Source organism: Microbacterium sp. AC132 (assembly GCF_979258525.1).
Window position 1 is genome coordinate 1,460,186 of record NZ_OZ409862.1, and the last position, 17,643, is coordinate 1,477,828.

The 17,643-nt window shown below is 70.5% G+C and carries 18 protein-coding genes; 12 read left to right on the forward strand and 6 right to left on the reverse strand.

Translation table 11 applies throughout. The annotated features are described in order from the left end of the window. Positions 1–410: 410 nt before the first annotated feature. Positions 411–1,532 carry a class I SAM-dependent methyltransferase gene (locus ACZZZQ_RS06810; protein WP_463507205.1) on the reverse strand — a complete coding sequence of 374 codons (1,122 nt, stop codon included), beginning with the start codon at positions 1,530–1,532 and terminating at the stop codon, positions 411–413. A gap of 61 nt (positions 1,533–1,593) precedes the next feature. Between ACZZZQ_RS06810 and ACZZZQ_RS06815 the strand changes: the two genes are divergently transcribed. From ACZZZQ_RS06815 to ACZZZQ_RS06850, 8 genes are all read left to right on the forward strand, one after another. Next, positions 1,594–2,250: a TetR/AcrR family transcriptional regulator gene (locus tag ACZZZQ_RS06815; protein WP_320489487.1), complete on the forward strand. Its 657-nt coding sequence runs from the start codon at positions 1,594–1,596 to the stop codon at positions 2,248–2,250. Beyond that, entirely contained in the window at positions 2,247–3,230 is a 984-nt protein-coding gene (locus tag ACZZZQ_RS06820) for an ABC transporter ATP-binding protein (protein ID WP_372984807.1), read from the forward strand. The genes ACZZZQ_RS06815 and ACZZZQ_RS06820 overlap by 4 nt, the downstream gene beginning before the upstream one ends. Beyond that, positions 3,227–4,027 carry an ABC transporter permease subunit gene (locus tag ACZZZQ_RS06825; RefSeq protein ID WP_463507206.1) on the forward strand — a complete coding sequence of 267 codons (801 nt, stop codon included), beginning with the start codon at positions 3,227–3,229 and terminating at the stop codon, positions 4,025–4,027. The genes ACZZZQ_RS06820 and ACZZZQ_RS06825 overlap by 4 nt, the downstream gene beginning before the upstream one ends. A gap of 198 nt (positions 4,028–4,225) precedes the next feature. Next, positions 4,226–4,624 (forward strand): GntR family transcriptional regulator, encoded by a 399-nt coding sequence (locus tag ACZZZQ_RS06830; protein WP_072590463.1) that lies wholly within the window; start codon positions 4,226–4,228, stop codon positions 4,622–4,624. Beyond that, entirely contained in the window at positions 4,621–5,538 is a 918-nt protein-coding gene (locus ACZZZQ_RS06835) for an ABC transporter ATP-binding protein (protein WP_056275931.1), read from the forward strand. The genes ACZZZQ_RS06830 and ACZZZQ_RS06835 overlap by 4 nt, the downstream gene beginning before the upstream one ends. Next, a complete protein-coding gene (locus ACZZZQ_RS06840) occupies positions 5,538–6,224 on the forward strand; it encodes a hypothetical protein (RefSeq protein ID WP_295101662.1) in 687 nt (228 codons plus the stop codon). Before ACZZZQ_RS06835 ends, ACZZZQ_RS06840 begins: the two co-directional genes overlap by 1 nt. Before the next feature lie 158 nt (positions 6,225–6,382). Next, positions 6,383–7,519: an FUSC family protein gene (locus tag ACZZZQ_RS06845; RefSeq protein ID WP_463507207.1), complete on the forward strand. Its 1,137-nt coding sequence runs from the start codon at positions 6,383–6,385 to the stop codon at positions 7,517–7,519. 96 nt (positions 7,520–7,615) lie between these two features. Further along, positions 7,616–8,074, forward strand: a complete 459-nt coding sequence (locus tag ACZZZQ_RS06850; RefSeq protein ID WP_463507208.1) for a hypothetical protein — start codon at positions 7,616–7,618, stop codon at positions 8,072–8,074. A 3-nt stretch (positions 8,075–8,077) separates the two neighbouring features. Here the strand turns inward: ACZZZQ_RS06850 and ACZZZQ_RS06855 are convergent, their stop codons facing one another. Next, positions 8,078–8,296, reverse strand: coding sequence for an SCO4848 family membrane protein (locus ACZZZQ_RS06855; protein WP_222839149.1), 219 nt, complete (start codon positions 8,294–8,296; stop codon positions 8,078–8,080). Positions 8,297–8,449: 153 nt separating this feature from the next. On the opposite strand from ACZZZQ_RS06855, the gene ACZZZQ_RS06860 reads away from it, so the two are divergent. From ACZZZQ_RS06860 to ACZZZQ_RS06875, 4 genes are all read left to right on the forward strand, one after another. Then, positions 8,450–9,076: an RNA polymerase sigma factor gene (locus tag ACZZZQ_RS06860; protein ID WP_233277273.1), complete on the forward strand. Its 627-nt coding sequence runs from the start codon at positions 8,450–8,452 to the stop codon at positions 9,074–9,076. Further along, the gene (locus ACZZZQ_RS06865; RefSeq protein ID WP_056275923.1) at positions 9,073–9,555 is read left to right on the forward strand and encodes a hypothetical protein; all 483 of its coding nucleotides are present in this window, start codon (positions 9,073–9,075) and stop codon (positions 9,553–9,555) included. Before ACZZZQ_RS06860 ends, ACZZZQ_RS06865 begins: the two co-directional genes overlap by 4 nt. Before the next feature lie 185 nt (positions 9,556–9,740). Next, entirely contained in the window at positions 9,741–11,315 is a 1,575-nt protein-coding gene (locus ACZZZQ_RS06870) for a S8 family peptidase (protein WP_463507209.1), read from the forward strand. A gap of 61 nt (positions 11,316–11,376) precedes the next feature. After that, complete coding sequence (locus tag ACZZZQ_RS06875) at positions 11,377–13,806, forward strand: CHAT domain-containing protein (protein ID WP_463507210.1); 2,430 nt, start codon at positions 11,377–11,379, stop codon at positions 13,804–13,806. A 248-nt stretch (positions 13,807–14,054) separates the two neighbouring features. Here the strand turns inward: ACZZZQ_RS06875 and ACZZZQ_RS06880 are convergent, their stop codons facing one another. From ACZZZQ_RS06880 to ACZZZQ_RS06895, 4 genes are read right to left on the reverse strand one after another with little or no spacing between them, the layout of a single operon-like run. Then, positions 14,055–14,831 (reverse strand): DeoR/GlpR family DNA-binding transcription regulator, encoded by a 777-nt coding sequence (locus ACZZZQ_RS06880; RefSeq protein ID WP_056275914.1) that lies wholly within the window; start codon positions 14,829–14,831, stop codon positions 14,055–14,057. A 28-nt stretch (positions 14,832–14,859) separates the two neighbouring features. Then, positions 14,860–15,714 (reverse strand): class II fructose-bisphosphate aldolase, encoded by an 855-nt coding sequence (locus tag ACZZZQ_RS06885; protein WP_372984852.1) that lies wholly within the window; start codon positions 15,712–15,714, stop codon positions 14,860–14,862. Further along, positions 15,711–16,652, reverse strand: a complete 942-nt coding sequence (locus ACZZZQ_RS06890) for a 1-phosphofructokinase family hexose kinase (RefSeq protein ID WP_320489473.1) — start codon at positions 16,650–16,652, stop codon at positions 15,711–15,713. Before ACZZZQ_RS06890 ends, ACZZZQ_RS06885 begins: the two co-directional genes overlap by 4 nt. Further along, positions 16,649–17,641, reverse strand: a complete 993-nt coding sequence (locus ACZZZQ_RS06895; RefSeq protein WP_320489472.1) for an ROK family protein — start codon at positions 17,639–17,641, stop codon at positions 16,649–16,651. Before ACZZZQ_RS06895 ends, ACZZZQ_RS06890 begins: the two co-directional genes overlap by 4 nt. Between the last annotated feature and the right edge of the window lie 2 nt (positions 17,642–17,643).

Genomic DNA, 17,643 nt, shown 5'->3' on the forward strand with positions numbered 1-17,643 from the left:
GGTGGCTGAGCCTGCTTCGGTTACGCCCGGGTGATCCTCCCGGCCGTTTCGAGTTGGAGCTGTGGCGGCGCGGACGGCGGATTTCGGATCCACCGCGATAGAGCATCGACCGTACGTCCACGCCTCTTCGCAGCACAGCACATTCGAAAGAAGGACGTGGTCGCGGACTGGTCTTCGGGCCGTCAGGCCCACCAACCAACGTAACGAAATGGCCGGTCAGGGGCAAATCCACGATCCCTAGCGCCGTTCAGTTTCGTCGGCTGACCGGGGGATTGCGCGGGCTTCGGACGCGGTCGCGGCGCGGTTCTGGTCGGCGATTTCGGTCGGCCGTTCGCGCCTGCGTCGGCCCGATCCCGAGCATTCGGCCGCGGGAAGTGAGTGTGACCGAACGACGCCCAGTCGGCGACGGATCAGCGCCGGATGCTGCGCGTGACCGTGAACTTCGGGGTGCGCGCGAGCTGCTCGGTCGCCCCGACGAGCCGAGTCAGTTCGGCGCGGTACCCGAGCGACGAGTTGAAGACCGTGAAGAGCTCGCCGCCCGGGCGGAGGATGCGGGCAGCAGCCTCGAACAGTCGGGTCGCTGCCCCGGTGTGCACGCTGCTGCCGAGGTGGAAGGGCGGATTGAGCAGCACGACGTCGGCGGTCGCGTCGGCGATCTCCGAGCCGGCGTCGTCGTGCATGACGGTGACTCGATCGTCGACGCCGTTCGCGACCATCGTGGCGCGGGCCGAGGCGACGGCCGCCGCAGATCGGTCGGTGGCGATCACGCGGGATTCCGGGTGCGCGAGGGCGTATGAGGCGGCGAGCGCGCCGGTCCCGCAGCCCAGGTCGACGACGATCGGAGCCGGGCTCGGCTGTTCATCGAGACCGAGCACCTCGAGCAGAACCCGCGTGCCGATGTCGAGTTTCGCCCCCGCGAACGCGCCGCCGTGCGCGACGAGCACGAGCGCGTCATGCCGCTCCGCGACCGGGAACGGCGACTCAGCGGGGGCCGGCCGCGGCTCTGACGCGACCACCAGCCGCGACTTCCGCTCGGCGCGCTGCGCCTGCACCGTCTCGAAGCTCCGCGAGAGCACCTCGTTCTGCGTGATGGTCATGTGCTTCACGCGCCCGCCTGCGACGAGCACCACATCCGGGGCGGCCCGACGCGATACGGCATCCGCGATCTCCTCGAGCTCGGCGAGCGCCTTGGGCAGCTGCAGCAGCACGAGCCGCGCGCCGTCGAGCAGAGCGGCGTCGAGCTCGTGAGTGGAGAATCCCGTCAGCCCGAGCTCCTCGGCGTTACGGGCGAGCGCGCGTCGCCCGGTCGCGAGGTCCTGATGCACGCGGATGCCGTCGAGTCCGCCGTCCGTCAGCGCGAGCGTGATCGCCCCGTATTCGTCGCCGATCACCGCGATCTCGCGCCCCGAGAGACCGGAGAACTCCGGCGCCAGCGCGCGCTCGACGAGCAGCAGGTCGGTCGCGTCGTGCGCCTGCAGATTGTCGGCCTCGACGTCGGGCCAGCGGCGCAGGCGGCTGTATGGGAAGTCCACTCCTCCAGAGTACGAGCGACCCCTCTTGACCGCGGCTGAACATCTGTTTAGTGTGCTGTACATGCGTTCAGCTTCCGACGATCTCACCGCTCGTGCCCGCATCCGCGACACTGCCATCGCCGCTTTCGCGCGCAACGGCTTCGATGCCACCAGCCTTCGCGCGATCGCCACGGAGGCCGGAGTCAGCGCGGCGCTGATCGTGCATCACTTCGGCGACAAGAACGCCCTGCGCACGGAGTGCGACGACTACGTCGTCGGCGTCTTCACCGATGAGGAGCACGACCTCATCACGGCCCCGACCGGCGACCGCATCCGCACCGCGCTGAACGACCTCGGCCGGTACGGGCCCTATATCGACTACCTCGCCCGGATGCTGATCGACGGCTCTCCGGCAGCGGATCGGCTGTTCGACAGCTTCCTCGCGAGGACGCGCGATGTGCTCGCCGAGCAGCGCGAGGCGGGGATGCTCGAGCCGATGAGCGACCCCGAGATGACGACGCTGACCCTCACCCTGATCGGCCTGGCGCCGGTCGTGATGCGCGCTCAGATCGCCCGGGCCCTGGGCACCGATCAACTGAGCCCGGCCGGGCTGCGACGCACGACGCTGCCCACACTCGAGCTGCTCACCCACGGCATCTATTCGACGACCGCGCTGCTCGACGGTGCGCGCGAAGCCCTCGGAACAGAGGGTCCCACCCCGGAAGGAGACGCATCATGACCGACACCATCGAGATCGAACGTCTGCACAAGCGCTTCGGCAGCCGCGTCGCGCTGCACGAGCTCGACCTCCGAGTACGTCCGGGAACCGTGTTCGGGCTCATCGGACCGAACGGCGCGGGCAAGACCACCACGCTCCGCACACTGGTCGACATCATCCGTCCGTCCTCCGGCACAGTGCGCATCCTCGGCGAGGACCCGCGTCACGGCGGTGCCGCTCTGCGGCGGCGCATCGGCTACGTGCCGGGCGAGCTGCACCTCGAGGGGCGCACGAGCGGACACCGGATGCTGGCGTTCTACGCTCAGGTCTCGGGTTCACGGGACTCCGCCGCGACCCTGCGCACCGCACGCGACCTGGGCGACCGTCTCGGCGTCGATCTGTCACGACCGGTGCGCACCCTGTCGAAGGGCAACAAGCAGAAGGTGGGGCTGATCCAGGCGTTCATGCATCGTCCGGAGCTGCTGATCCTCGATGAGCCCACCAGCGGCCTCGATCCCCTCGTGCAGCGCGAGTTCCTGCAGATGGTCCGCGAGGCGAAGGATGCCGGGCAGACCGTGCTGCTGAGCTCGCATGTGCTCAGCGAGATCCAGCAGACCGCCGACGAGGTCGCCGTCCTCGCGAACGGACGGGTCGTCGCCGACGGTGACGTCGCCTCGCTGCGACTGGGCTCGATCCGCCGGGTGCGCGTCGAGCTCGCGACGACGGATGCCGCGGCCGCGCGCGCCGGCTTCGACCGGGTGCCGGGGCTCACCGGCATCGACGCGCACGATGCCGACGGCATCCTGCAGCTGTCCGGCACGGTCGACGGCGCGATCGACCCGTTCATCAAGGCGCTCGCGCCGTTCGAGGTGCGCGACCTCACCGTCGAGGAACCGGACCTCGAGGAGTCCGTGCTGCGGCTCTACGGATCCTCTGTCACTCCGGCGTCGGCCCGACCCGCGACCCGACGATCGCGGCGCGACAGGGGGGAGCAGCGATGAACGGCATCCTGCCCGTGTTCCGACGCAGCCTGCTCGAGTCCTGGCGAAGCCTGCTCGGATGGACCACCGGCCTCGCCGCGGTGCTGTTCCTCTATCTGCCGCTGTACCCGAGCCTCGCCGGAGACGGCCAGCTCAAGGCCATGATCTCGTCGCTGCCGAAGGAACTCGTCGACACCCTCGGGTACGACCAGATCGCGACCGGCGCCGGATACGCGCAGAGCACGTTCTTCGGCCTGATCGGCTTCCTTCTGCTGACGATCGCAGCAGTGACGTGGGGGTCGGCGGCCATCGCCGGCGCGGAGGAGAGCGGACGGGCCGAACTCGACCTCGCGCACGGCATCGGCCGCGGCCGGTATGCGCTGGAGTCCGCCTTCGCCGTGCTCGTGCGACTGCTGTGGCTCGGCGTCTTCTCGGGCCTCGTCGTCTGGGCGTTGAACGACTCGGCCGAACTCGGCCTCGACGGCTGGCGCATCGTCGGAGCGAGCGCCGCGCTCACCGGACTCTCGTTCCTCACGGCATCCGCCGCTCTGCTCGTAGGAGCAGCGACGGGTCGCCGCATCTGGGCGACCGGCGCCGGCGCAGGGATCGCCGTGCTCGGATACATCCTGCAGGCGTTGGCGAAGCAGTCCGATGACCTCGAGTGGTTGAACGCGCTCTCGCCCTACGCCTGGGTGTACCGTCAGCCACCCCTCGCCGAGGGCGTCGATGCCGGTGGACTCGCACTCACCTGGGGCCTGGCCGTGGTCTTCGCCGCAGCTTCGGCCGTCGCGCTGCGCGCCCGGGACCTGCGCGGCTGAGCGCTCCTCACCGCACCAGCCGTGCGGGGTCAGTTCCGCACCGCACCAGCCGTGCGGGGTCAGTTCCGCACCGCAACGCGGCCTTTCCGATGCGGAACTGACCCCGCATGGCTGCGTGCCCGGAACAACTGTTGACACACCCGCGGTTCAGTGGTTACCTACTCTAGTAACTAACCCACTAACCGCAGCGGAGGACTCGTGATCGAAGAAGGCAAGCCGCTCTTCCTCCAGATCGCCGAGCAGATCGAGGACTCGATCCTCGACGGCTCTCTCGAGGAGGAATCGCAGGCGCCCTCGACGAACGAGCTCGCCGGCTTCTACCGGATCAACCCCGCGACGGCAGCGAAGGGAGTCGCCATGCTCACCGACAAGGGAGTGCTCTACAAGCGCCGCGGCATCGGCATGTTCGTCGCCGCCGGGGCGAAGGATCTGCTGCTCGGCGAGCGCCGTGCCGCATTCGCCGACCGCTACATCGAACCGCTCATCGCGGAGGCCCGCACACTGGGCCTCGGCTCCGACGACCTCGTCGCGCTGCTGCACGAGCGCGCGACCCAGACACAGCAGAACGACCAGACAGAAGGGAAGACCACCGCATGACCGCCGTCATCGAGGTCCAGAACCTCACCAAGCACTACAAGGAGAAGAACGCGCTCGACGACGTGTCGCTCAGCCTCGAGGGCGGCGCGATCTACGGACTGCTCGGCCGCAACGGCGCGGGCAAGACCACGCTCATGTCGATCCTGACCGCGCAGAACTTCGAGTCCTCCGGCACCGTGCGCGTCTTCGGCGAGCACCCCTACGAGAACACGCACGTCCTCAACCGGATCTGCTTCGTGCGCGAGAGCCAGAAGTATCCGGATGACGCCTACCCGCGTCACGCGTTCAAGGCGGCGAGCCTGTTCTTCCGCAACTGGAACCAGGAGCTGGCCGACGAGCTCATCGAGCAGTTCCAGCTGCCGATGAAGCAGACCATCAAGAAGCTCTCCCGCGGACAGCTCTCGGCCGTCGGGGTCATCATCGGCCTGGCGTCGCGCGCCGAGCTCACCTTCTTCGACGAGCCGTACCTGGGGCTCGACGCGGTCGCCAGGCAGATCTTCTACGACCGCCTGCTCGAGGACTACGCCGAGCACCCGCGCACGATCGTCCTCTCGTCGCACCTCATCGACGAGGTCTCGAACCTCATCGAGAAGGTCATCGTGATCGACAACGGCAAGATCCTCCTCAACGAAGACACGGATGCCGTGCGCGACCGCGCCGTCACCGTGGTCGGCGATGCGGTCAAGGTCGACGCGTGGGCGGCAGACCGTGAGGTCCTGCACCGCGAGGCGCTCGGCCGAGTGGCATCCGTCACCGTGCTCGGGGCGCTGTCGGCCGCCGAGCGCGCCGAGCTCACGGCATCCGGTCTCGATCTGGCCCCGGTGTCGCTGCAGCAGCTGATCGTCCGTCTGACCCAGAAGGCCGAGGCGGGCGCAGCCACCAGAGCCTCCGTCGCGAAAGAGGAGGTGCGCTGATGCGACGCACACTCAACGTCATCCGCCTGCAGCTCATCAACCGTCAGACGTTCATCTGGGTGCCGCTGATCATCCTCGGCTCCGCGGTCGTGATCTCGGTGCTGATCTACGCGATGATCCCCGTCGACACCCCCAAGTACGGCGGTGGCGGGCAGGCTCCGCTCTGGTACTTCTTCGCGATCGGCCTCTCGGCCATGACACTCACCTTCCCGTTCTCGCAGGCGATGAGCATCACGCGGCGCGATTTCTTCTTCGGCACGCTGCTCACCGCGATCCTCGGCAGTGCGCTCATGGGCGTCGTCTTCCTGATCGGCGGCGCAATCGAGACGCTGACGAACGGCTACGGCGTGAACGGCTACGTGTTCTACCTGCCGTGGCTGTGGGAGGCGGGTCCGCTCGGAGCGTTCACCGTCTACTTCACGCTCGCCCTGTTCCTGTTCGTCGTCGGCTTCACCGGGGCGACGATCTACAAGAGCTGGGGACCCACCGTGCTCACGATCGCGGGCGTCGGGCTCGGTCTCGTGCTCGTGGGTCTCGCGTTCCTCGCGACGAGGCTCGAGCTGTGGGACGAGGTGTGGCGGGGCATCCTCGACGCCGGAGCTCTCGGTCTCGCACTGTGGGGTCTCGTCGTGACCGCGGTGCTGGCGGGCATCTCGTTCCTCGCGTTCCGCCGGGCCATCCCCTGATCGTCCGCTGATCACTCGACGCCGGTCGCTCCGAAGAGGGGCGGCCGGCGTCGACGCGTCGCGACCGCTACTCGCCCTCGCCGCCGGACGCAAGCACATGCGTGAACGGATGCCGAGCGGCTAGCGTCACCCTTCGGGGAGGATGACGAGAGGATGCCGTGACGAACATCAGGACACGAGTGCGCGCGCGCCGTCCCGGCATCGTGCGCTCACTGCGCGAGGCGGTCGACCCGGCCCGGCTGCTGCTCGTGGCCAAGACCGCTCTGGCTGTCGGACTCGCGTGGCTGATCGCCCCGCACATGCCCGGCGTCACCGACGAGTACCCGTACTACGCGCCGCTCGGCGCCCTCGTGAGCATGTATCCCACGCTGATGGGGTCGGTGCGGTCGGGGCTGCAGACCCTGCTCGGACTCGCCACCGGCATCGGGCTGGCAGCGATCGTCGTGCTCACCGTCGGCCCGACGTGGTGGACCATCCCGGCCGTGGTCGGCATCGGCGTGCTGGTCTCGGGAACGGGGTGGTTCGGCGTCGGCCGCGAGTACGTGCCCATGGCCGCGCTCTTCGTGCTGATCATCGGCGGCCAGAATGCTGACGACTACTCGATCGGGTACCTGGTGCAGACGGCGGTCGGCGTCGTCGTCGGACTCCTCGTCAACCTGGTGATCGCGCCGGCGCCGCTGACCCTCGCCGCCGCGGCCAAGGTCGACGCGTTCCGCACGCAGCTGAGCGAGCATCTGCACGACATCGGGTCGGCGGTCTCGGAGTCGTGGCCGCCCGAGCACCAGCAGTGGGCCGATGATGCGGCCTCGCTCGCCGACACGACGGCGGAGCTGCGCACGGCCCTGTCGGAGGCCGACGACAGCCGGCGAGGCAACCCACGGGCGCTGGGACGACGGGGGGAGACGCGACACATCCACGCCGAGCTCGCCCGGCTCGACAGGATCGCGCATCTGATCCGCGACATCTCGGACGAGATCGCCGACACCATCTGGGATCGCCCAGGGGCTCTGATGCTCGACGCGGCGCTGCCCGAACCGCTGTCGAACGCGTGCCATGCCGTCGCCGAGGTGATCGCCCGAGAGGATCCCCTGTCGCCCGAGGATCACCGGGTCAGGGGCGAGGCGGCGCGCGCCGTGCGGCTGCTGCTCGAGACCGTCGACGACCGGACCATCGACGCCCGCCGCTCGATGGGGCCGGGAGTGCTCGCGGCCATGCACCTGCGGCGCATCCTGATCCTCAGCGGCCACCGCGACGAGGACGAGGACGAGGACGAGTCGGACGACGGGGCGGGGTAGTCGGATCCGACGAGCGACCAGGATCGACGACGGTAGCCGATGTCCGTGCCCCTGCGTAGGATCGGCGGCACGCACCCACGACCTGAGGAGACGACGATGTCCGCCGAGCAGATCACCGAGAAGCCCCTTCCCTACGTCCGCCTCGCGGCGCTGACCCAGAGCGTCGCCTCACAGCCCGAGGTCGCGGGGGTGGTGGGTCCGCTGTTCGATCAGGTGGCCGATGCGATCGTCGCGTCGGGCGGAGAACCGGGGCTCCCGATCGCGGAGTACGACATGAACAAGCACGGCGTGCGCATCACGGTCGGCTTCACCTATGACGGGCCGGCGCTCGACGGCCTCGTCATCGTCGAGCTTCCCGCCGTCGAGGATGCGTTCACCGCCACGCACCTCGGCACCATGGCGACGATCGATGACAGCTGGCACGCGCTGAACCAGGCGATCGCCGCGCACGGGGCGACGGCGCAGGGCGCCTGCCGTGAGGTCTATCTGCAGTCGGAGTCCGAAGATCAGGCCGACTGGATCACCGAGCTCCAGCAGCCGGTCACCCGCAGCTGATCGTCAGAGCGCTCCGGCGAGCGCCGCGATGCCGACGATCACCGAGACGAGCGCGAGCACCAGGGCGATCGCGATCAGCACGGCGTGCACCTTGAGGAACGCCGTCGCCTTGCCGTCGGCATCCCGTGCCCGCGGGTCGGTCGCGACGCGCTTGTAGAAACGGGGCCACACCAGCACGTTGAAGGCGGCGTTGAGGAAGAGCACGACGGCGAGAGCGATCACCACTCCACGCTAACGCCCGCGGCACGAGTCGCCGGACACCCGGCATCCGTCTCCCCGGGACGGAATCCCGCCAGAACCCCGAAAAAACATACCGAGTCCATGTATCAGGAGCCTCTTGCCGTGCTCCTTACCGGTGTGATCACAATGGGACTCATGATCGACGGCGCACCCGACGGCGCCGCCCTCGATCCTGCACCGGACGACGGAGCAGCACGCTGGAGGCGTGCCGCCGAGTTCTTCGACGCATGGCGGGACGGCGAGAGCCGCGCGATGGACGACCTCGTGCGGCTGATGACGCCTGTGCTCTGGCATGTCGTGCGCGCCTACGGACTCGACCGCACACTGGCCGAAGACGTCGTCCAGACGACGTGGCTGCAGCTGGTTCGCGGGCACCGCTCGATCAGTGATCCGAAAGCGGTGTCGGCCTGGCTGACGACCACCGCTCGCCGCGAGGCCTGGCGGGCCGGGAAGGCCCAGAACAGGGTCGACACGACCGAGTCGGATGCTCTCGACGCACTGCTTCCCACGCAGCAGTCGGCCGAGCACCACGCCACCGTCGGCGACGAGAAGCGACGGCTGTGGGCAGCGGTTCACCTCCTCGCCGACCGATGCCAGCGACTGCTGCGAGTGATCGCCTTCGAGGAGCGACCGGATTACGCCCGCCTCGCCGCCGATCTCGCGATGCCGGTCGGCAGCATCGGCCCCACCCGCCAGCGCTGCCTCGCGAAGCTGCGCGAGCTGCTCGACGCACCGACACCACGAACGGAGGGCAGCTCATGAGCGAGAACGATCGCGCCAACGGCGGCGACAACCATGAGGATGCCGAGCTGTTCGCGCAGCTGCGTTCGCTCTGGCGTGACGTCGATCCGATGCCGGCCGCCCTCATCGACCGCATGATCGCGGCCGTGGCAGCCGAGGGGCTGTCGGAGGAGTACGCGCTGCTCACCCTCATCGAGGAACCGCTCGGAGCCGTTCGCGGCGACGCCGACGCGCTCACCCTGCAGTTCAGCGACGGCACGACCAGCATCCTGCTGCACGTCACGCGCACGGCGAGCGGTGCGCACCGGGTCGACGGCTGGGTCGACTCGATCTCGGGTGCGATCGAACTGGCTCAGGGCGAGAGCATCCGCACGACGACCGCGAACGACACCGGCCGCTTCCTGTTCGACGACGTGCCCGACGGGTTGACCCGCGTGCGCCTGAGCACCACGGTCGGCGACCAGGAGCGCACTCTGTCGACCCCGCAGTTCGAGTTGTGATCCACCGCGGGGCGACCCGCGCATGACGGGGCGACCCGTGCACACCACCGCTGGGCGACTCCCGCACCACGCAGGACCTCACTCACCGGAAGCGGGCCGACCCGCACACACCGCGGGGTCCCCCGCACAGGACGCGGGCTCATCCCGCAGAGGACGCGGGTCCGCCCGCGAGGAGAGGATCGACGATGGAGCAGCCCAAGGGGTGGAGCTGGCAGGACCGGGCCGAGGGATCGATCAGACGGGGGACGGCGCTGGACCCGTCGGTCGAACCCGTCGAGGACGTCAGGGCGTTCCCCACCGCGTATCTGCAGGAGCGGCTGCTGATCACGCAGGATCAGGAGAACGGTCAGGAGGAGTACGACGAGGAGATCCGCGAGCTGCGCGATGCTGCCGGCTCGTTCGGCTGGATGCTCGAGATCGATTCGCCGGATGCTCTGCGCGCGGCTGATCCGCTGGTCCCCGGCGTGCCGGGGTTCCTGCGCGCTCGCCTGACCACTCCCGACGAGCCGACCCGCGGCGAGTCGCCGGTGCCGCCGGACGCCTGGCGCGTGCTGCAGCGCGCGCGGCGCAGCTCCGGCACGTCGATGCCGCGAACCAGCCTCGAGCATGTGCTGTCGATCGACCCCGTCGGACTCAACCCGTTCAGCCGAACGAATCCCTTCAGCCGCACCAACCCGTTCAGCCGCACCAACCCGGTGCGCGGCGCGGGCGGAGGGGCCGGAGGCAGCGACGACTACCTCGAGCCGGGGCGCGGCGCGCGCCAGCCGGTGACCTGGCTCGGAGCGGCTCCCCGGCGCACGGCGGCCCCGAAGCGCGGCCGACGTCCGGTGGTGGCGGTGCTCGACACGGGATGCGGTGTGCACGACTGGCTGCCGGACGACATCGTCACCCGCCACATCGAGATCGACGGCGTGCCGATCGGACTCACCGACGACGCAGACCCCGAGGTCTATCCGGATCTCTACGGGCAGCTCGACGGCGAGATCGACGCCGTCGCCGGGCACGGCACGTTCATCGCGGGCATCATCCGCCAGACGGCGCCGGATGCCGACATCCTGTCGATCCGCATGGCCGGCGCACTGGGCGTGATCGACGAGAGCACCTTCCTGACGACCGTCGCGCAGGTCGTCGAGCTGCTGCGGCGACACCGCGAGGACCCGTCGACCGGGCATCCGATCGACGTGCTCAACCTGTCGCTCGGGTACTACCACGAGACCCCGGTCGACGGTCAGTTCAGCCGGACCCTCGACGCGCTGCTCACCGCGGCGCGAGAGCTGGGGTGCGTGGTGGTGTGCTCGGCGGGCAACGACGCGATCGACCGGCCGTCGTTCCCGGCATCGCTGTGGCCGTGGCCCGGTGCCGACAACGGCATCCCCCGTGATCACGCTGCGCCGCATGTGTCGGTCGGGGCTCTCAATCCGTCGGGCCGCTCGGTCGCGCTGTTCTCGAACGTCGGCCCCTGGGTGCAGGTCTACGCCCCCGGCGCCGCCGTCGTGAGCACGTCACCGGCCTTCGTCGGAGGCGAGCAGGCGACGACCAGAGCGGACGTCGACGGACTGCGGCGCGAGACGATCGACCCGGACGACTACCGCGGAGGCTTCTCGATCTGGAGCGGCACGTCGTTCGCGGCTCCGTATGTCGCGGGGCGCATCGCGGCACAGTGGGGCTCCGTGCCGGCGGGGGGCGTCACGGCGGATGCTGCGGCCAAGGCCGTCGCCGCCGTGCTCAAGACCCTGCCCTCACCCGTGACGGGAAGGTAGCCGCGCGCGTCGGATCACAGCAGACCTTCCCTGAGGCCAGACATACCGGCATTCTGGTGCAATGCCCCTGTCTGCTCTCGAGCTGCATCAGCGCGGCGTCGACGCAGCCAACTCCCGACGGTTCGCCCAGGCGCGGCGTGCGCTGACCGCCGCATCGGCGCGCACGGACGACGCCGATCTGCGTGCCCGCATCGACGGGACCATGGCCTACGTGCTCGCCCAGACGGGCCAGCCGGTGGAAGCCGAGCGACTGTCGCGCGAAGCGCTGTCACGGCCGGGCCTCAGCGACGAGACAGTCGCCCTCGCGAACGGCCAACTCGGCACGTTGCTCATGCACGGCGGACGGCTCGACGACGCCGACCTGTTTCTCACCAGGGCGATAGACGGCCTCGACGAGGGCTCGATCGAGAGCGCCAACTGCCTGATGAGCCGGTCGATCGTCAGTATGCAGAGGCACCGGCTCGACGCCTGCACGGCCGATCTGCAGCGGGCCATCGCGGCCTATGAGGCCCACGGGGCCGAGGAGCCGCTGGCCGAAGCGCGCCACAATCTCGGCTACGCCGCGCTGCTCGGCGGCGACCTCGTCACCGCACTCGGGCTGATGACCCGATCGCGTCCGATCCTCGCCGCGACCAGCGACCTCGCCGCCGCGATCAGCGACCTCGATCGGGCCGAGGTGCTGCGCGATGCCGGCCTCACGACCGAGGCCGAAGAACTGCTCGGCACGGTCGCGGTGCGATTCGGCGCACAGCGGATGCGGCAGGCGCGAGGTGAGGCCGAGTTCCATCTCGCCCGATCGCTGCTGCGGCACGACGCCTCGTCGGCCGAGCGTGCCGCGGCGACCGCATCCCGTCGCTTCGCCACCCTGGGAAGCGCGAGCTGGGCCGCCCGCGCCGACGCGGTGCGGCTGGAGGCGCAGCTGCGAACCCGACCTCAGAAGCCGCCGGCCGCCGAGGACTTCTCGCGCACGGTGGACGCGCTCACCCGGGGAGGATTCCGCACCGAAGCGGCTGCGGTGTCGCTCACCGCTCGGCTGGCCGACGGAGGTCGCCTGCCCCGACTCACCCCTGACGCCCCGACGCCGCTGCGTCTGCGCGCGCACGAGGTGCGTGCGGTGCGTGCCGCCGCACGGGGCAGGGATGCCGATGCTCGCCGGGCCGCCGCCGAGGGCCTCGACCTGCTCACCACGTGGCAGCAGTCGTTCGGAGCGCTCGACCTGCAGGCGTCGGTGGCCATGCACGGCACCGAGCTGATGTTCGCCGGTCTCGCCGCGGCCGCGCGATCGCGCGATCCCGAGGTGCTGTTCGAGTGGTCCGAGCGTGCCAGGCATCTCAGCCAGCAGGTCGCACCGGTGCGCCCGCCGCACGATGCCGAACTGTCGGCCGACCTCGCCGAGCTGCGGATGCTGCGCGCCGACCTCGCGGGGTCGGACTGGACGACCGACGCCCGGGTGCGCGAGCTGCGGGATCGAGTACGTGACCGCCAGTGGTCGTCGACCGGCGTCGGCGAGAGCCACGAACGCCTGGGTCTCTCCGAGACCCGAGCGCGACTCGACGATGACACAGCGATCCTCGCCTACGTCTTCACGCGCGAGGAGCTGCTGTGCGTCGTCGTGACGACATCCGGCTCGTCGATCGTCGAGCTGGCGCTGCCGCGCATCGAGGCCGCGCTCGACGGACTCCGCGCCGACCTCGACGTGGCGGCTCTGACCCACGGCGGGCCGATGGCGCACGTCGTGGCGCGTTCGCTCGACGACAGACTGCGACGACTCGACCAGGCCCTCCTGGCACCGGCGCGCGCGGCGTCGGGAGGAGCGGCACGTCTGGCCCTGACGGTGCCCGGCATCCTGGGCGGCATCCCGTGGGCGATGCTCCCGGGAATGCGCGGAACTCCGTTCACCATCGCGACGTCGGTGTCTCGCCTGCTCGGCGGCTCCGATCGCCGCCCGCCACAGGCCTCCCGGGCAGGTTTCGCGACCGGCCCCCGCGTCGCGCGCGCCGAAGAGGAGGTGCGCCGGGCCGCCGCAGCGTGGGCAGGCGCCAGGATGCTGACCGGCGACAGCGCGCGGGTCAGTGCCGTCACCGAGCTCGCCGAGCAGGTCGACGTGCTGCACATCGCCGCCCACGGTCGTCATGCGGTCGACAACCCGCTGTTCTCAGGGTTCGAACTCGTCGACGGCACCCTGTTCGGGTACGACGTCGACCTGATCTCGCGCCCGCCCGAGACCGTCGTGCTCTCGGCGTGCGAACTCGGCCGCTCGTCGGTGCGCTGGGGCGAGGAGGCGCTGGGCATGACGCGCGTCTGGCTGCACGCCGGCACCGGCTGCGTCATCGCCGCTCCTGTCGTGGTCGCCGACGACGTCGCCTGCGAGCTGCTCGGGGCCGTGCACTCCGAGCTGGCGACCGGCGCCAGGCCCGCGGACGCGCTGGCCGCGGCATCCGAATCCACAGGCCTCAGCGCGCCTTTCCAGTGCCACGGAAGCGGACTCTGAAACTTTTCTCCAGTCGATGTATCAGAACATCGGTGACCCGCTCCTTATCTCCAGAAGGTGCCAGCGAAGGGCTTCGGAAACGAAGCGCGAGGGAGGCGCAGTCGAACTGGGGAAACCCTCGTGCACTGGGGAGTGTGAGGGGACGACAGGACACCATCTACTCCGGGGATGTCGCGAGAGGGGTCGCGGCATCCCCACCAGGAGTCCGGCACCGTGTTGCTTGTGAGGTCCGAGGACTGATCGGCAGATCAGGCCGTCATGACCTCGTACCCCGCGTCGCGGAACGCGGCGAGCGAGGCGTCGTCGGAACCGTCGTCGGTCAGGAGAACGGGGAACAGCTCCGGGCCGCCGACGGCCGCGAACGCCACGGTGCCGATCTTGCTGCTGTCGGTGACGACCACGGCTCGGCGGGCGCGCTCGGCCATCATGCGGTTGACGGCTGCCTCGCGTTCGTCCTGCGTGGTGGCGCCGGCCGCGGCATCCATCCCGTTGACCCCGATGAAGGCGATGTCGAGTCGCACTCCGCGCAGCAGCTGCTCGACGAACGGACCCACCAGCTCGTAGCTGCGCGAGTGGATCACCCCGCCGGTCACGACGACCTTGATGTCGGGTCGGGTGGCGAGCTGGGCGGCGATGTTCACGGCGTTGGTGACGACCGTGATGCCCGGGCCTGCGGCGAGATCGTCCCGAGCGGCGAGCGCTGCGGCGATGGCGGTGGTCGTGGTTCCGCCCGAGAGCCCGACGACCATGCCCGGCGCCACGAGGGCGGCGGCGGCCTGGGCGATGCTCTCCTTCTGCTGCGAGCGCTGGTGGCTCTTGTAGCGGATCGGCAGCTCGTAGGCGACCGAGTGGGCGACCGCCCCGCCGTGGGTGCGCGTGAGCAGACGCTGCTCGGCGAGCGAGTCGAGATCACGGCGCGTCGTGGCGGCCGAGGCTCCGAAGCGCTCGACGAGCTCGTCGACGTTCACCTCGCCGTCCGCGGCCAGCAGGTCGAGGATCGCGTTCAGTCGGGCGGCGCGCTTCATGTCACCATCCTGCCCGGCATCGCGTGACTCACCCCGCCACCTCGGTGGACTCGAGGGCGAACAGGCGCAGCATCCGCGCCGCCTCCCCGGCGAGCGCATCGCGCGCAGGGGTGAGGTACTTGCGCGAGTCGACGAGCCTCTCATCGGTGTCGAGGGTCGCGCGGATCGCGCGGGTGAAGAACCCGTTCAGGTGCGTCGAGACGTTGATCTTCGTCATGCCCGCGCGCACGGCGTCGGCGATCACGGCGTCCGAGACTCCCGATGATCCGTGCAGCACCAGGGGAACGGGGAGGGCTTCGCGCAGGCGTGCGATGAGAGCGAGGTCGAGGGATGCCGTGCGGTCCGTCATGGCGTGCGACGACCCCACGGCGACGGCGAGCGCGTCGACGCCGGTCGCTGCGACGAACGCGCGGGCCTCGTCGGGGTCGGTGCGCACACCGGGGGCGTGGGCGCCGTCCTTGCCGCCGACCTCGCCCAGCTCGCCCTCGACGTAGACGCCTGCCGCGTGCGCCCGCTCGGCGACGGCAGCGGTCAGCGCCACGTTCTCGTCGTACGGCAGCGCACCGCCGTCGAACATGACCGAGCCGAAGCCCAGCGCGATGGCCTCGTCGACGAGCTCGGGGCGCTCGGCGTGATCCAGGTGCACCGCGACCGGGGTCTGCGCGCGCCGCGCGACGGCGAGCGTCGCCAGAGCGATCGGCTCGAGGCCGCCGTGGTAGTCGGCGCAGTTCTGCGAGATCTGCAGGATCACGGGCAGTCCGGCATCGGCAGAGGAACGTACGAGCCCCTCGGCGGTCTCGAGGTGGATCACGTTGAAGGCGCCGATGCCGGCGCCGCGGGCTGCGGCATCCGTCACGAGCTCTCGGGCGGAGACCAGGGTCACAGAGGGTCCTCTCGAACGGGGGAATCGTAGGGGGTGACGACGAGGCGCTCCTCGAGTGCCGCCCAGTCATCGGAGATCTCGCCGGCGAGCGGCATGAGCACGGCGGCGGCCGACCAGGCGGTGGCGCGTCGCAGAATCGTTGCGGGATCCCGGATGCCGTCGGCGTAGAGCACGGCGCACGCGGCCACTCCCGCGTCGCCCGCACCGGTCGGGTTGCCGGCCAGCGGGGCATCGAGGCGCGCATGCAGCACGTCGGAGGCCGTGACGGCGAGCATGCCCTCGGCGCCGAGCGACAGCAGCACGAGGTCGACGCCGCGCTCGATCAGCGAACGCGCGCCGTCGACCGGGTCGCTGATGCCGGTCGCCTCGACGAGCTCGGCCGCGTTGGGCTTGAGGACGGATGCTCCGGCATCCGCCGCGTGCAGCAGAGCGGGTCCCGACGTGTCGACGATCACCGGTACACCGGCATCCCGGGCCGTGCCGATCAGCAGGGGCAGCAGCGTCTCCGGCGCCCCGGGCGGCAGGCTGCCCGAGATCACGAGCACGCGCGCGCCGGGAAGCGCATCGACGACCTCGCCCAGCATCGCAGCCCACTCGGGGTCGGAGGGGTTCACGCCCCGCTCGTTCACTATCGTCGTGTCGCCGAGGGTCTCGTCGACCAGCGCGATGCTCTGCCGCGTGGCTCCGACCACGGTGACCAGGCGATGGGGCACGCCGCTGGCCCCGAGCTCTGCGGCGAGCTCGACACCGCTGCGACCGCCTGCCGTCGACACGGCGAGCACCGAGGCGCCCTGCGCGTGGGCGACCCGGGCGACGTTCAGGCCTTTGCCGCCGGCACGCACCGCACCGGCATCCGCTCGGTGGGTCTCGCCGAGGGTCAGTCGCTCGACGTGCCAGGTGAGGTCGAGCGCGGGGTTCGGGGTGACGGTGAGGATCATGCCAGCTCCCTCGCGCGCAGCGCCGCGCCCAGGATGCCGGCATTGCCCGACAGCTCCGCCGGCACGAGCTCAGGAAGGCGATGGAAGCTCAGACGCTCCGCCAGTCGTGCCCGCAGCTCGTCGAAGAGCGCTCCCCCGGCGCGGGAGAGTCCACCACCGATCACGATCGCCTCGGGGGCGATGACGGCGGTGAGCTGCGCGAGGGACAGGGCGAGGGCGTCGAGCGCCGAGTTCCAGATCTCGGAGGCGACGCGGTCGCCGGCCGCCGCGCGGGCGATCACGTCCTTCGCGCCGTCAGGGCTGATTCCGGTCGCCTCGCGATAGCGGCGAGCGATGGCGCCGGCAGACGCGACGACCTCGAGGCACCCGCGCGCACCGCACGCGCACACCGGTCCGTCGGCGATCGGCGAGTGGCCGATCTCGCCCGCGTAACCGCCGGCGGTGTACGGCTCGCCGCCCACCAACAGGGCACCGGCGATGCCCGTGCCGATGACCAGCACGACGGAGTTCGAGTAGGCGCGGGCGCCGCCGAGGCGGTGCTCGGCCCAGCTCGCCGCCCGCACGTCGTGATCGAACGCGACGGGCAGACCGAGCTTCTCCGACGCGAGGTCGCGCAGCGGCGAGTTCCGCCAGCCGAGATTGCTCGCGAAGACGCCGAGGCCGGCCTCCGCGTCGACGATCCCCGGCACCACGAGTCCTGCCGCCTGCGGCACGACACCTGGGTGGTCGGCCCGCAGTTCGGCGGCGAGCACGCCCAGGCGCTCGATCAGCACCTCCGTGCGGTCGCCCTCGGCGACGGGGGTCGGCGTGCGGCGGAGGCCGAGAGCCGTGCCGTCGGCATCGAACAGCGCCGACTTGATGTCGGTGCCGCCCACGTCGAACGCCAGCACCGGCGCGCCGTGACCGAGCGGGCGCGCGGCGGCGAGCCGCTCGCCCGACGCGTCGCTCACGACGTCGGCGATGCTCGCGGCATCCTCAGTGCTGGTCATCG

What these genes read in the sequence shown, in the direction of transcription:
- ACZZZQ_RS06815 (WP_320489487.1), top strand. Translation starts at nt 1,594, where the DNA reads ATGCGTTCAGCTTCCGACGATCTCACCGCTCGTGCCCGCATCCGCGAC.
- ACZZZQ_RS06820 (WP_372984807.1), top strand. Translation starts at nt 2,247, where the DNA reads ATGACCGACACCATCGAGATCGAACGTCTGCACAAGCGCTTCGGCAGC.
- ACZZZQ_RS06825 (WP_463507206.1), top strand. Translation starts at nt 3,227, where the DNA reads ATGAACGGCATCCTGCCCGTGTTCCGACGCAGCCTGCTCGAGTCCTGG.
- ACZZZQ_RS06835 (WP_056275931.1), top strand. Translation starts at nt 4,621, where the DNA reads ATGACCGCCGTCATCGAGGTCCAGAACCTCACCAAGCACTACAAGGAG.
- ACZZZQ_RS06840 (WP_295101662.1), top strand. Translation starts at nt 5,538, where the DNA reads ATGCGACGCACACTCAACGTCATCCGCCTGCAGCTCATCAACCGTCAG.
- ACZZZQ_RS06850 (WP_463507208.1), top strand. Translation starts at nt 7,616, where the DNA reads ATGTCCGCCGAGCAGATCACCGAGAAGCCCCTTCCCTACGTCCGCCTC.
- ACZZZQ_RS06860 (WP_233277273.1), top strand. Translation starts at nt 8,450, where the DNA reads ATGATCGACGGCGCACCCGACGGCGCCGCCCTCGATCCTGCACCGGAC.
- ACZZZQ_RS06865 (WP_056275923.1), top strand. Translation starts at nt 9,073, where the DNA reads ATGAGCGAGAACGATCGCGCCAACGGCGGCGACAACCATGAGGATGCC.
- ACZZZQ_RS06870 (WP_463507209.1), top strand. Translation starts at nt 9,741, where the DNA reads ATGGAGCAGCCCAAGGGGTGGAGCTGGCAGGACCGGGCCGAGGGATCG.
- ACZZZQ_RS06875 (WP_463507210.1), top strand. Translation starts at nt 11,377, where the DNA reads ATGCCCCTGTCTGCTCTCGAGCTGCATCAGCGCGGCGTCGACGCAGCC.
- ACZZZQ_RS06880 (WP_056275914.1), bottom strand. Translation starts at nt 14,831, where the DNA reads ATGAAGCGCGCCGCCCGACTGAACGCGATCCTCGACCTGCTGGCCGCG.
- ACZZZQ_RS06890 (WP_320489473.1), bottom strand. Translation starts at nt 16,652, where the DNA reads ATGATCCTCACCGTCACCCCGAACCCCGCGCTCGACCTCACCTGGCAC.
- ACZZZQ_RS06895 (WP_320489472.1), bottom strand. Translation starts at nt 17,641, where the DNA reads ATGACCAGCACTGAGGATGCCGCGAGCATCGCCGACGTCGTGAGCGAC.